This is a genomic window from Methanoregula sp., from assembly GCF_052325125.1.
Classification (GTDB): Archaea; Halobacteriota; Methanomicrobia; order Methanomicrobiales; family Methanospirillaceae; genus Methanoregula.
Map to the genome: position 1 here is coordinate 86,269 of NZ_JBKQWO010000034.1, position 13,535 is coordinate 99,803.

Below are 13,535 nucleotides of genomic sequence, written 5' to 3' on the forward strand. Positions count from 1 at the left end.
GTCACCCGAACTCAAGTTTCCCGTCGTCCCCCAGAAATACTTCGATATCCTGCCTGATGAGCCGGCCATGGATACGTTTCGGGATCTCGGCACGCAGCCGGTTGACAAGATTCATCGAATCGGTGGCTACGGTTATCCCGATCTTTTCGGCTTCCTCAAAAATGAGGGGGACCGAATCGAAGAGATCGGATCCCTCCTTCAGGGTACAGAGGTGGCGCGCATCCAGTGTGTGGAAAAAATACAGGGTTTCTTTTGCACGCTCTATATTCTCCATTGCAGATTTTTCTATGGTGCAGACATTTGCTTTTGACGTATGGATGATATCCGCTACCTGCTGCTGTGTCATCCCACTCTTCCGGTATCTCAAGACTTCCTTTTGCCGGTCCGTGAGCAATGCATCTTTCATTTAATTTTCGCCCTAATATAAACAAATAACATTAACAATAGTTAAATGTACGGTTGCACGGTTCCGGTACATTTGGAGGAATTTCAGGAAGAAACTCAGGGGAAACTATCCCTTTTTGCGATGGAACGATGTGCAGGAATTATCCCCTGTCTTAAGAATGCAATCATAATTGCATTCCTCGCTAAAAAAAGAAGATTTAGTCGACTGCTATCATGACTTCACTGGACTTGATGACTGCACAGGCAGGTACACCTACGGAGAGTTTGAGGTTTTCCACCGATTTTTTAGTGATGATCGACGTGATTTCCTGCCCGTCAGGAAGCTCAATCGTGACTTCGGAGTTGACAGATCCCGTGGTGATCTTCTTTACTTTCCCCTTCAGAATGTTCCGTGCACTGATCTTCATGTTCTCACCAGTGTTTCATACGCGATACCTGTATTTGAAAATGTGTATTCTGTAATACGACCGGGAAATCAAACGTAAGTGTCCGGATGATCTTTGTTTGTGATCATGATCGCCGCGTTCCTTATCCGGAAACGGGAAGAGTACCATGATTAAAGCGCTGATAGCACAACCTCTCCATGGTTATACTGTGACTTTGCGCTGAGCGCAAAGCCCGGGGAGGTAACGGTTCTGATAGGGGTGAACGGTTCGGGCAGGTCCGGATAACAATATTCCCCGTCTCCCAAAAAGGCTGCCCGCAAACCCATGAACCTGGAAGCGTGACCCCGGCGCCGCCATCTGCCATCCGCCAGATTTTTATAATAAGATCCTACAGGATCATGTATGGTGGACATGGGAAGGCTCACGTGGCCGGTTCAGCGAAGGGGTGATTTTCTCCGCATTGTTACGTATATTATTCTTGCAACTGCATTCATTTTTGTCATCGACATCATAACGCCCCTCGGCGTAGTGATCTGGATCCTGTATCTTATCCCCCTCTTCCTGACCGTGTACCTCAGCTGGAAGTATGCACCGATCGTGATGACCGGCGTTTTCATTCTCCTGATGGCGACAAGCCTTTTCCTGTCGCCGCGTGACATACCGATTGGATACGCACTGGTCGACCGGGTCTTCTTTGCGCTGATTCTTGTCATTGCATCAGTTTTTATCAAGGATTACGTATCGAATGTCGAGGACATATCTGCAAGTGAAGAACGGTACCGATCTCTTGTCGAATGGCTGCCTGAAGGGATCGTAGTATACCAAAAGGATGGGATCGCCTACATAAATCCTGCCGGCAGCCGGTTGATTGGTGCCGGTCCCGGGGAAAATATGGCAGGCCGCGATATCGCGAGCATGATCGATCCGGGGTTCCAGGCCACCTTTCGCCAGCGGGTTGATCAGGCCGCTCATGGTGCACGCATGACCCTTGACAACGTCCGGCTCGTCAGGAAGGAGGGAAGCGCAGTAACAGTTGACATGGATCTTGGAACTGTATTCTGGGACAACAAGACAGCGGTGCAGATTGTGATGAGACCTGCCTGAATGTAAAGGAAGATGGAGGGCAGGCCGGGACAACAGGTTATTCCCGGGTGTATGACAGGAAAGTCAGACAGGGACTCTTTTTTTGCATTCAGGTTGCGGTTCCGGCAGGTGATGGCGGCCATTGCCCCAGACGCTTACCTGTGAGGATGCCGTCTCCCTCCCTTAAATACGATAAATACCGCTGCCACCAAAGGGACGCTCCCGCGAAGGACCGGGAAACAGAATCACTACGAAAAACCAGCACGCAAAAATTTCCTCTTCCGCCGCGCCCCGGAGGAATCCTGAGGCGGGGAACCCTCCCGCATTGTACCGATTGTTATCGTTTTAAAGCGAACCCGATCGCTTCATGTGCGTTCTCCCAAGCCGAAAGGCGCCGTATTTTTATTATCGCCAAAAAAATGATGGACATTGTACATCCATCCCTAAAACCGGTATGTCGTCCCGACCGTATTGAGAATGAACTTTCCCGGCATCTCCCGGGAAAACCGGTTGATCGCGCTCCACCCCGTGCAGTGCATCGGGACGACATAGACCGGGTTTATCTGTTTCATCCCGTTGATGGTGGGAGCGATCACCGGTTCAAAGGCCGGCCCGGTGAGGTGGAAACCGCCCATGACCGCGTGGACCGTCTCAACTCCCGTGATCTCTTTTGCATACTCCACAGTGTTGATGATGCCAGCATGGGCACAACCGCTGATCACGATAAGGCCTTTGCCCTTAACGTTGATAACGATCGCCTGATCGTCGCGGACAGGATCGGCCGTCCAGCGGTCGCCGGTCCAGGCTTCCATTCCCGGGAGCCCTTTCTCGAACGGCGTTTTTCTTTCGACTTGTCCGGTCACGAGAAGATGACCGGCAGCAAGGGTTGAGGATCCTTCGCGCTGCTGTAGGTCCGCGCCGGCTTTTTTCAGCGTAACTGCATCAAGAGAAGGGAGATCGACCGGTACTCTGGCCGGGTTGTTTATCCTGCGCCTGAGGAAGGCGTCCGGGTGGAGGATGAGCGGGATTTGCCGGGTGGCACCATGGAAAAAATCCACAAGCCCGCCGGTATGATCGAAATGGCCGTGGCTTAAAACCACCGCTTCAACCGTATAAAGATCGAGATCCAGCTGCCGGCTATTATGGAAGAGGCAGTCCCCGGAGAGCCCGGCATCAAGAAGGATCGCGTGCTCATTTTTCCCGGAGAAGACCCTGACAAGACAGGAGAGGCCGTGTTCGGCAAGAAGCGTGCGGACCGGGTCGAACGGCAGCCGGTGGTCCACTGAAGTGGCCGGTGGTACAAAGATATCGATATAATTGTCCACCAGTACCGTCACTTCAGCCCGGTCAGCCGGTTTCAACAGGTTTTCTGTCATGGTTGCATCAGGTCTCCTTCTACGGCCATAAGGTTAATCGATCAAAAGGATCGCCATCGGTTCCGGGTGCCCGGCAACCGGGAACCGGATCGGCATCCCGGCTTTTTCCGCGGTCAATTTCATGTTGATGCCCACTGCATGTTCCGGGATCCGGGCCATCGTCGGGTGGAGGCAGATCCCTCCTTTCACGTTGCAGGTCTCACAGAGCCGGCAGGACCCATTGACAAACGCGAGGGCGAGAGTATACCCCGCGTTGAATGCCATTTTTTCTAGTTCGAGCATCACCGGTGCACAGTCTTTGCTGCCGGCAAAATAATCGTGCCAGAACTGTGTAGCCTTCTCTTTCTTGTCAGCCGGTGCTTCAGGGTCGAGCCAGTACCGGTAGACTGACGAGATGATATCCGGGTCAGCGATCGCCGGCGACGTGAATTTCACGAGCAGAGCAGCGCGGTACTCGGCGAGAATCTTACGGAACTCGTCCGGTGTCGGGACGTACGGCGGGCAGGTCAGTTTCTTCCCGTACCCAATACACCCGGCCCGGCATTTCAGCGGGACACGGTTTTCAACGATAACACCTGTCGCGGGAATCACCTTTGCGTCTGCTGCACCCAGTTTCAGGGCTGTCTCGCAGAGAAAGGCAAACTCGTCACGATTCTTGCTATCTTTTTCCTTTACCCTCACTTCATCCACTCTCGCTTTTCATAAAAATCGTCAGCCACGAAATGCCGGGCATTTCCCCGACCAGGAGCCGGAGATTACGGCAGGTAAACCTGCATGCCCGCAGGCATAGGGGGATGTCCCGGTTCGCGTATAGCGGGTGCCGGATTGGATAATCAAAGGCTGTACGCAATGATAATTGTTTATACGAAAGGCGGCAACTCCATGGGACCGAGGCACCCGGCCCTATTGACGATTATGTGCCGGCGGTGGTATAACCCCCCCCTGGCAGATGTTAAAAAACGGCGGAAATGAAGGTGTGCAGTCCAAAAACCGGTATGCCGCCAGGACTTTCAGGAATGGCGTAGATCTGCGATTTATTTTGTGATTCCGACCATAAGTCTTATTTAACAAAAATCACTACCGGAGTACAGGGCTGATGCGCATTTATAAACTCGTCGAACCCCTGCTATATACAGAACCTACAGAACCCGCAGGCACAAACCAGCCGGACCGGGCATGCATGAGGTAGTCGTGATATGACTTCCGATTCGATCGGGGCAATGATCAAAAAACAGGCAAAGCCTGCGGTACTGATCTTTTTTTTACTCACGCTTATTGTAGGCATTCTTTATCCGCTTGTTGTCACCGGTATCGCACAAGTGGTATTCCCGGTCCAGGCAAACGGGGATCTCATACAGCATAACGGGGAGGTGGCCGGGTCATCGCAGATCGGCCAGCCGTTCTCGTCCCCACAGTATTTCTGGGGGCGCCCCTCCGCAACACCGTTGATGCCGTATAATGCAGGGTTATCTTCCGGATCCAATCTCGGCCCTGATAACCCGGTGCTCGTACAGCAGGTACAGGCCCGGGTCGATGCCCTTCACGCGGTCGATCCCGGTAATACGGAAAGGATCCCGGTCGATCTCGTTACTGCATCGGGAAGCGGCCTTGACCCGGACATCTCGGTCGCGGCCGCATACTACCAGGTGCCCCGCGTGGCCCGCGAACGCAACCTCTCGCAGGCAGATGTCTCGGCACTCGTGGCCTCGCATGTCGAGCCCCGCCAGTTCGGGATATTTGGCGAACCCCGGGTCAATGTCCTGTCGCTGAACCTTGCCCTTGACGACCTCGCGGCACATGCGATCGCCGTACCGCAGAACGCCGGGTCGTCTGCCATTCTCCAGGACCACACCCCGGATTCTATTTTTGGCCTGCGGGTGTCGGACTGGATCCAGCTGATCCTCTTTATTGTCGTTGTCGCATTGCTTATCATCCCCCTCGGCGCGTGGATGGCAAAGATTTTTACCGGACAGCCAAACTTCCTCTCGCCGGTCATCGAGTGGTTCGAACAGAAAGTCCTCACGCTCTGCGGAGTCGCACCCGGCGAGGAGATGAACTGGCAGCAGTTTGCCATTTCCGTCCTTGTCTTTGCCGTTCCCTGTATTGGTGTCGTTTTTGTCATGCAGCTGGTGCAATTTCTCCTGCCGCTTAACCCGGCGGGACTCGGGGCCGTGCCCTGGGACATCTCGCTTAATACCGCGATCAGTTTTGCGACCAATACCAACTGGCAGGCCTATGTACCGGAAGTAACGGTCAGTTATTTTACGCAGATGGCCGGCCTTGCTGTTGAAAACTTCCTCTCGGCGGCAGTCGCGCTTGCCGTTCTCGTTGCGCTCATCTATGCGTTTATGCGACGTTCGGGAACGACTATCGGCAACTTCTGGGTGCTGCTGGTGCGGAGCGTCATGCTCCTGATCCCCCTCTGTCTGGTCATCTCCCTTGTGCTCGTCTCGCAGGGAACCCCCCAGACATTTGGCGGCCCGGTCACCGTACCGCTCCTCAATCCGGTCAACGATTCTTCCGGCAACCTTGTGACCACGCAGACCATCCCGCTCGGGCCGGTTGCCTCGCAGATCGCAATCAAGATGCTCGGTACGAACGGCGGCGGGTTCTATAATGCCAACTCGGCGCATCCGCTGGAAAATCCCACCCCGTTCTCAAACTTTGTCGAGATGTTTTCCCTCATTCTCATTCCCGCAGCGCTCTGCATCATGTTCGGGGTCATGATTGGGTCCAAGCGCAAAGGTGTCGCGCTCCTGATCGCCATGACCCTTATATTCCTGCCGCTGCTTGGCCTTACCATCTGGTCCGAGCAGGGGGGCAATCCGGTGCTTGCGCCGCTTGGCATCGACCAGGCCTCTTCGCACATCCAGTCAGGGGGGAATATGGAAGGAAAAGAGGTCAGGTTCGGGATCGTCCCCTCTGCCCTCTTTGCCGTCCTGACTACGGTCACTTCCTGCGGCGCGGTCGATTCCATGCATGACTCATTCATGCCCGTTGCCGGCGGGGTCATGCTTTTTGATATACAGCTTGGTGAAGTAGTGTTCGGCGGTGTCGGGTCCGGGATGTATGGCATGCTAGTCTTTGCTGTCATCGCTATGTTTGTTGCCGGCCTGATGGTCGGCCGGACCCCGGAACTCTACGGCAAGAAGATCGAGCAGTGCGAGATGAAGATGGCGACGATCATCATCCTTATCCCCATCGTCCTGATTCTTGCCTTCACCTCCCTTGCCGTACTCACTCCTGCCGGTCAGGCCGGCGTCCTGAACCCGGGGCCGCACGGATTTTCCGAAATCCTGTACGCGTACTCATCTGCATCCCAGAACAATGGCAGCGCTTTTGCCGGCATCTCGGCGGGCAGCCTATTCTATACCATCACCACCGCAATTGCGATGTTTATCGGGCGTTATGCGGTTATCGTCCTGACCCTTGCACTCGCAGGATCTCTTGTTGTAAAAAAGATTGTTCCATCGGGTGAAGGGACGCTCTCTGATCATCGGCCTCTGTTTATCCTGTGGCTGGTTTTTGTCATCATCGTTGTCGGGGCGCTCAGTTTCCTCCCGGCGCTCTCGCTTGGCCCCATCGCTGAATACATGGGGATGGTCGCGCGGGGGCTGATCCATGTCTGACGTGAAAAAAACCCGCAGTTCTACGGCAGTCCCGGGCCTTTACCGGCGTGCGATAGCAGATGCGATCTTCAAACTCGACCCGCGGACGCTTATCCATAACCCGGTTATGTTTACGGTGGAAGTCGGGAGCGCAATAACGACTTTCCTGTACTTTCAGGCGCTCGCGGGGGCAGGGGAGGCACCGGCCGGCTTTATAGGTGCCATCTCTGCGTGGCTCTGGTTTACGGTACTCTTTGCAAACTTTGCCGAGGCGCTTGCGGAAGGCCGGGGCAAGGCACAGGCAGACTCCCTCAGGAGGATGCGGCAGGACACGACCGCAAAACGCCTTTGTGACGGCTACCGGATCGCACATGGCAGTGAACCGCAGGACACAGAATTCGAAATGGTCTCCTCATCGGTCCTGCACAAGTCCGACCTGTTCTATGTAAAGGCGGGGGACACGATCCCGGTGGACGGCGAGATCCTCGAAGGCATCGCATCGGTGAACGAGAGTGCGATCACCGGTGAAAGCGCCCCGGTCATACGCGAATCCGGGGGAGACCGGAGTGCAGTCACCGGGGGAACCGTCATCCTTTCCGACTGGCTGATCGTTCTCGTGAGTGCAAATCCCGGGGAAGGATTCCTCGATCACATGATCGGACTCATCGAGGGGGCAAAGCGCCAGAAAACGCCAAATGAGATCGCGCTTAACATCCTGCTGCTCGGCCTGACCTCAATCTTTATCGTAGTCGCCGCAGCCCTATATGCATTTTCCGCGTACAGCGTCCAGTCCGCCGGGGCCGGGACCACGATCACGGTCACGGTACTCGTGGCGCTCTTTGTCTGTCTTGCCCCGACGACGATAGGCGGGCTCCTCTCTGCAATCGGCATCGCAGGGATGGACCGGCTGATCCAGCGTAATGTGATTACGACATCGGGGCGTGCGATCGAGGCAGCCGGGGATGTGGATGTCCTCCTCCTCGATAAGACCGGGACCATCACGCTCGGGAACCGGCAGGCAGTCGAATTCATCCCGGTGGACGAGACCGCAATCGAGGATCTGGTCGGGGTCGCACAACTTGCCTCGCTTGCCGATGAGACTCCTGAGGGCAGGAGCATTGTCGTCCTTGCAAAGGAGAAGTACGGCCTCCGGGGCAGGACGGTCGGGGCATCGGGGCCCGATGCCGGCATGCAGTTTGTACCGTTCTCCAGCCAGACCCGGATGAGCGGCGTTGACCAGGGCGATCTCCATATCCGGAAAGGCGCGGCCGATGCACTCTTTAAGTACATCCAGTCCAGCGGGAACTCCGTCTCGGACCAGCTCATGGATGCGGTCGACACCATCTCACGGGCAGGGGGAACCCCGCTCGTCGTTGCACAAAACGGGAAGGCGCTCGGGGTCATCCACCTTAAGGATATTGTCAAGGGCGGGATCAAGGAGCGTTTTGTCCAGCTCCGTAAGATGGGCATCAAGACCGTCATGATCACCGGGGACAACCGGCTCACCGCAGCAACGATCGCAGCAGAGGCCGGGGTCGATGATTTCCTTGCCGAGGCAACACCCGAGAGCAAACTCAGACTGATCCGGGAGTACCAGGCCGGCGGACGGATGGTGGCGATGACCGGCGATGGGACAAACGACGCCCCGGCTCTTGCGCAGGCAGATGTCGCGGTCGCAATGAATACCGGTACCCAGCCGGCCCGTGAAGCGGCAAACATGATCGATCTCGATTCCAACCCGACAAAGCTCATCGAGATCGTGGAGATCGGAAAACAGCTCCTCATGACCCGGGGGGCGCTCACGACATTTTCCATCGCAAACGATATCGCCAAGTACTTCGCGATCATCCCGGTTGCATTTGCGTCCACCTACCCGTCGCTTGCCGCGCTCAATATCCTCGGCCTCCACAACGGGATTCTCTCGGCGGTGATCTTCAACGCGATTATCATCATCGCGCTCATTCCGCTTGCCCTGCGGGGCGTGAAGTACCGCGCGATGTCGGCGGAAGAAGCATTACGCAATAACATCCTGATATTCGGGGTCGGCGGGATTATTGCCCCTTTTATCGGAATAAAGATCATCGATATGCTGCTTGTGTTCTTTGGAGTGTGAACCTGACCTATGCCAGCCTGCCCCGATACCCGTACGAATCAGCGCCCTGACCCCGATGCGCTCCTCGCCCGGGTACAAAAAGAAGAGATGCAGAAACACCGGGGGAAACTGAAAATTTTTCTGGGGTATATCGCGGGAGTCGGGAAGACCTACGAGATGCTCAAGGCCGCGCACCTCAAAAAAGACGAAGGCATCGATGTCAGGATCGGGTACGTCGAGCCGCACGGGAGGCGCGAGACCGAGATGCTCATGGAAGGACTTCCGGTGATTCCTGTCCGAACTATCGAGTACCATGGCGTGAAACTCCCCGAGATGGATCTCGATGCCATCCTTTCCGCACGCCCGCAGCTGGTCCTTGTTGACGAACTGGCCCATACAAACGTTCCCGGTTCCCGGCACCCGAAACGGTACCAGGACGTAGAAGAACTGCTCGCGGATGGGATCGACGTCTATTCCACCCTTAATGTCCAGCATATCGAGAGCCTGAACGACGTAGTCGCGCGGATCACCGGCGTCATCATGCAGGAAAAGATCCCTGACCGGGTGATCGACGAGGCAGCCGAGATCGAGGTAGTCGATCTTGCACCGCCCGAACTTCTCCAGCGTCTCCGTGAAGGCAAAGTGTACATTCCCGACATGGCGGCCCGGGCCATCGAGCAGTTTTTTAACGAGGGAAACCTGTATGCCCTCCGCGAACTTGCGCTGCGCCGGGCAGCAGAGCGCGTGGATACCCAGATGATTGAGTACATGCGGACGCGTTCTATTCCCGGTCCGTGGCCGGTCGGAGAATACCTGCTGGTCTGTATCGGACCGGGCCCTCTGGCAGAACGGCTGATACGGACGGCCCGCCGGCAGGCCGACCGGATCAATGCACGCTGGTGCGCCGTCTACGTTGAAACTCCAGCACATCACCGGCTCTCGCAGAAATCAAAGGAGCAGGTCGACCGGTCGCTCCAGCTTGCGGAAAAACTGGGGGCGACAACCGTAAGCCTGTTCGGGCTTAACGTGGCAAATACCGCCCTCGAGTATGCACGGCAGCATAACGTGACCCGGATCATTATCGGGAAAACCCTGCGCCCCCGGTGGCAGGAATTTGTCTTTGGCTCGGTGGTTGACCAGCTCATCCACAACAGCGGGCCCATCGATGTGTACGTGATCAGCAGCGGTAAGGATCTGCCGGAAAAACCGGCAGATCTGGAACCCCTGCTGCCTGCTACACCTCCAAGGGATTACGTGGACAGCCTGACGCTTATCATTGCGGTCACCATTATCGGGTGGCTGTTCCACCCCCTTATTTCACCGGTCAACCAACTGATGTTCTACCTGCTCGCCGTTGTCGTCATCGCGTTCAAGCGTGGCTTCAAACCCGCAATTTTTACCGCGGTTATCGGTGTCATCGCGTTCGATTTCTTCTTCGTACCCCCGTACCTGACGTTCAGGATCTCCGATACCCAGTACCTCGTCACGTTTGCCGGTATGATCATTGTCGGAACGGTCATCAGCATGCTCGTTGCCCGCGCACGCAGACATGCCGATGCGGCCCAGACCCGCGAAAAAGAGACAGGCACACTCTATGCACTCTCGCAGGACCTTGCCAGCGCGGTGGATGCCGCTACGATCATGAATGCGGTCGGGCAACACATACGGGAAATATTCCAGTGGGAAAGTGCATTTTTCCTGCCGGAAAACAACCACCTTGTGGTGCATGCGCAGAGCCCGGGACTCGTCCTCGATGCAGACGATATCGCCGTGGCGACCTGGGCCTTTGCGCATGGTGCAACCGCCGGTTATGACACCGATACCCTTCACGGATCGAAACTCCGGTACATCCCTCTCCAGAGTTCCCGCGGCGTCATCGGGATTCTCGGAGTCCAGCCGGTCGAGCCAAATGGAGTCATAACCTACGAGCAGTCCCGTATCCTGACCGCATTTGCAAACCAGGCCGCACTCGCGCTGGAACGGGTAAACCCGGCAAGACCGGAAGAACCCCATGCTCCGTGACCGGCCCCGACTGACTATTCATCCTTTTTCCCATTACCCCGCGAATGCATCTGGCGTTTGCGGGGACGCAAAGCCAAATCGCACACTACTCCAAAAGAAGCATCCCTACATGAAAAGGTAATCTCCGGGTTCATAAAAGATAATCGTGAGAAGGGGACTGTACTTTTTTTACCCCACTACTGCCAAAACCTGCGATTATTCAGATCGTACCGGTCCTGCGCAGCCACAACCCTATGATAATATATGCGAGAACCATGGCTGCAATACCGGCCACCAGCCCGCCGAATTTCAGGTAGTTGCCGGCAAGGGCTGCCTGCGCGACCAGCAACAGCACCCGGATTATCCCGTACACTACAACCGCAATACCGGCGTAAAATACCAAAAGGGCGATGACGCCGGATATAATCAGATCATCCATGGACGCGCCTCATTCGAGATACCCCGCCAGCAGTTCGTCATACAGCCGGTGCGTGTTCTCAGCGGTCTTTGGCATCGCCGGGAACCCGTGGTATTTCCGGGTCATTTCGATATCATCCAGAAGATCCAGGCTGCCCTGTTCCTGTGAATAAAACCAGCCTTTTTCTTTGTAGTACCACGAGAGGAATTCCTGTTCGGTCTGTCCCGGGGTCGGGATGAGGAGCGCCCGATCTTTCCCGAGCTCGGCGAGTTCCATCAAGGTTGTGTAACCCGACCGGCAGATCACGCACTTGGCCCGGTTCATCAGTTCAGCCTTCTCTTCGGTTGAGACGTACGAGACGCAGATCCAGTCCCCGCGCCGGACTGCCGCCTTTGGTCTCTGCGGGCTGCCCAGCAGCACTACGCCGGAGCCATCGAGGTCCCCGATTTTTGCGAGGATAACCTTTTCAAGGAAAGTCCGCTGCGGTTCCGGCCCGGAGATGATGATAAGGTAGTCGAGATCCTGGGAACACGCCATCTGCCGGGTGCCGGAGAGAATGCCTGAGTAGAAGACCCGTTCGCGTGCCACGTCGGTCTGCGGCCGGGAGAGCTTGCCGGCAAGGGAGAGCGGGCCCGGGGGATTGTCAGGTACGATGATGCGGTCGTACTGTTCATGGAGATACTGGTTGACCGGGATGGCGAGGATTTCTGCCGGCCAGTACAGGAGCGGCAGGTGGTAGTGGAGCTGGTGGGAGACAAAGATCGAGGGGACGTCTGACGAGAAGACGCCCAGCCGGTTGTCGCTGATGACAAGGTCGTACCGGTCTTTTGCGAGGATGGCCCCGAGGGTTGCATGCTCACGTGCCACCGCCTTGAGCATGAATGGGATGGACGCACAGAATCTGGGAACGAAGAGGTGCCCGGAACTGAACGGTACCGGGTAATCCGGGTACTCGATATACGGCGCGTCCGGAAATTCCTGCCTGATCACCGAAAGGGCATTGCCGCACGCGGCTATCGTCACATCGTGGCCGTGATCACGCAGGGTCCGGATCACCGGGATGTCACGCGTGGCATGGCCCAGTCCCCAGTTCAGCGGTGATACCAGCACGTGCGCCATCAGATACTTCCCTTAAATTATCATTGCCCTCATAAAGTATATTGAGGTGATGCCCGGTGCGTGCCCGGGCCGGAGCGCATATGACTGCCATGGGCCGGTTGTAACGGGCTGTCCGGTCAGATCGCAAGCATCTGCTCATTCTCGCGCAGCCATTCCCGGTGCCGTTCGTAGTCCGGCATGGCCAGACGCACTTTCTCCCAGAAGAGGTTCGAGTGATCCGGCTGGCGCATGTGGACTAGTTCATGGACGATCACGTAATCGATGACTTCGGGCGGGGCAAGTACGAGACGCCAGCAGAATGAGAGGGTGCCTGACGTGCTGCACGAGGCCCAGCGCCGCCGGGTATCCGAGATCCGGATCTTTTTTGGCCGGTAGTCGAGGATTGCGGCAACCCCGGCGACCCGGGCCGGAAGGATCGATGCGGCTTTTTCTGTATACCATGCAATGAGGAGCCTGCGGCACTCCGGGAGCCGTTCTTCGCCGATATAGAATCGATCGCCGAGGCTTATCCCGGCATCGCTTCCGGCGAGGATTTCAAGAGAGTAGAATTTCCCGAGAAATAAGAATTCCTCGCCCTGCACAAATCGTCTTTTTCCGGGAGCCGGCCGGCCCTTCATCTCGGCCATCTTTTTTTCGATCCACGCACGTTTCTGTTCGATCAGGCTCCCGATGTATGCTTCTGTTGTCCGTAGCGGGGCCCGCACGACGAGAACCGCGTCCCGGGTGATCTCAAGCGAGATAGTCCGGCGGCGGGAGCGGATGATCCGGTCGGGTCGGAGGGGGTTCATGGTGATCTCTTTTTGTACCATTGGCGTTCCTGCAAGAAGAGGTTTTAGCATAATGCTTTTTTTGCGGCAGACCTGCCCGGTAAGCCGGGGTTTTATCCGTGAGCCGCGGGGATGGCAAAGGGATAAACATCGGTTCTGACCCGGTTTGCGCCCGGCACCGGGTGATCACGTCATGGATCTTTTCCGGGTGCGGGGTATGCCAGTTCCCCAAAACCGGCATTCCCGTGAAATTGAAACAGAGGCATTAAAGCATTTTTCG

At 56.3% G+C, this 13,535-nt stretch carries 11 protein-coding genes; 4 read left to right on the top strand and 7 right to left on the bottom strand.

From position 1 onward, the window contains the following. Position 1: 1 nt before the first annotated feature. Both ACLQMU_RS08340 and ACLQMU_RS08345 read right to left on the bottom strand, forming a co-directional pair. Complete coding sequence (locus tag ACLQMU_RS08340) at positions 2 to 406, bottom strand: Tfx family DNA-binding protein (RefSeq protein ID WP_422150337.1); 405 nt, start codon at positions 404 to 406, stop codon at positions 2 to 4. Positions 407 to 602: 196 nt separating this feature from the next. Further along, positions 603 to 812, bottom strand: a complete 210-nt coding sequence (locus ACLQMU_RS08345) for a TOBE domain-containing protein (protein ID WP_422150336.1) — start codon at positions 810 to 812, stop codon at positions 603 to 605. Between the two features lie 381 nt (positions 813 to 1,193). On the opposite strand from ACLQMU_RS08345, the gene ACLQMU_RS08350 reads away from it, so the two are divergent. Further along, positions 1,194 to 1,895: a PAS domain S-box protein gene (locus tag ACLQMU_RS08350; protein WP_422150335.1), complete on the top strand. Its 702-nt coding sequence runs from the start codon at positions 1,194 to 1,196 to the stop codon at positions 1,893 to 1,895. A gap of 422 nt (positions 1,896 to 2,317) precedes the next feature. On the opposite strand, the gene ACLQMU_RS08355 is transcribed toward ACLQMU_RS08350, so the two are convergent. After that, the gene (locus tag ACLQMU_RS08355) at positions 2,318 to 3,250 is read right to left on the bottom strand and encodes an MBL fold metallo-hydrolase (RefSeq protein ID WP_424040537.1); all 933 of its coding nucleotides are present in this window, start codon (positions 3,248 to 3,250) and stop codon (positions 2,318 to 2,320) included. A 33-nt stretch (positions 3,251 to 3,283) separates the two neighbouring features. Then, positions 3,284 to 3,940: a DUF2284 domain-containing protein gene (locus tag ACLQMU_RS08360; protein WP_422150333.1), complete on the bottom strand. Its 657-nt coding sequence runs from the start codon at positions 3,938 to 3,940 to the stop codon at positions 3,284 to 3,286. A 506-nt stretch (positions 3,941 to 4,446) separates the two neighbouring features. Here ACLQMU_RS08360 and kdpA point away from each other — a divergent pair. Genes kdpA through ACLQMU_RS08375 form a run of 3 tightly spaced genes read left to right on the top strand, consistent with a single transcriptional unit; the run spans position 4,447 to position 10,972 of the window. After that, positions 4,447 to 6,879 (top strand): potassium-transporting ATPase subunit KdpA, encoded by a 2,433-nt coding sequence (gene kdpA, locus ACLQMU_RS08365; RefSeq protein WP_422150332.1) that lies wholly within the window; start codon positions 4,447 to 4,449, stop codon positions 6,877 to 6,879. After that, on the top strand, positions 6,872 to 8,971 hold the full coding sequence (kdpB, locus tag ACLQMU_RS08370; protein ID WP_424040535.1) for a potassium-transporting ATPase subunit KdpB: 2,100 nt from the start codon (positions 6,872 to 6,874) through the stop codon (positions 8,969 to 8,971). Before kdpA ends, kdpB begins: the two co-directional genes overlap by 8 nt. A gap of 9 nt (positions 8,972 to 8,980) precedes the next feature. Continuing rightward, positions 8,981 to 10,972: a DUF4118 domain-containing protein gene (locus ACLQMU_RS08375; RefSeq protein WP_424040534.1), complete on the top strand. Its 1,992-nt coding sequence runs from the start codon at positions 8,981 to 8,983 to the stop codon at positions 10,970 to 10,972. Positions 10,973 to 11,171: 199 nt separating this feature from the next. Here the strand turns inward: ACLQMU_RS08375 and ACLQMU_RS08380 are convergent, their stop codons facing one another. The 3 genes from ACLQMU_RS08380 to ACLQMU_RS08390 form a co-directional block, all read right to left on the bottom strand. After that, on the bottom strand, positions 11,172 to 11,390 hold the full coding sequence (locus ACLQMU_RS08380; RefSeq protein ID WP_422150329.1) for a hypothetical protein: 219 nt from the start codon (positions 11,388 to 11,390) through the stop codon (positions 11,172 to 11,174). Between the two features lie 9 nt (positions 11,391 to 11,399). Next, positions 11,400 to 12,488 (bottom strand): glycosyltransferase, encoded by a 1,089-nt coding sequence (locus tag ACLQMU_RS08385; protein WP_422150328.1) that lies wholly within the window; start codon positions 12,486 to 12,488, stop codon positions 11,400 to 11,402. A 116-nt stretch (positions 12,489 to 12,604) separates the two neighbouring features. Then, positions 12,605 to 13,297, bottom strand: coding sequence for a M48 family metallopeptidase (locus ACLQMU_RS08390; RefSeq protein ID WP_443673653.1), 693 nt, complete (start codon positions 13,295 to 13,297; stop codon positions 12,605 to 12,607). Positions 13,298 to 13,535: the final 238 nt, after the last annotated feature.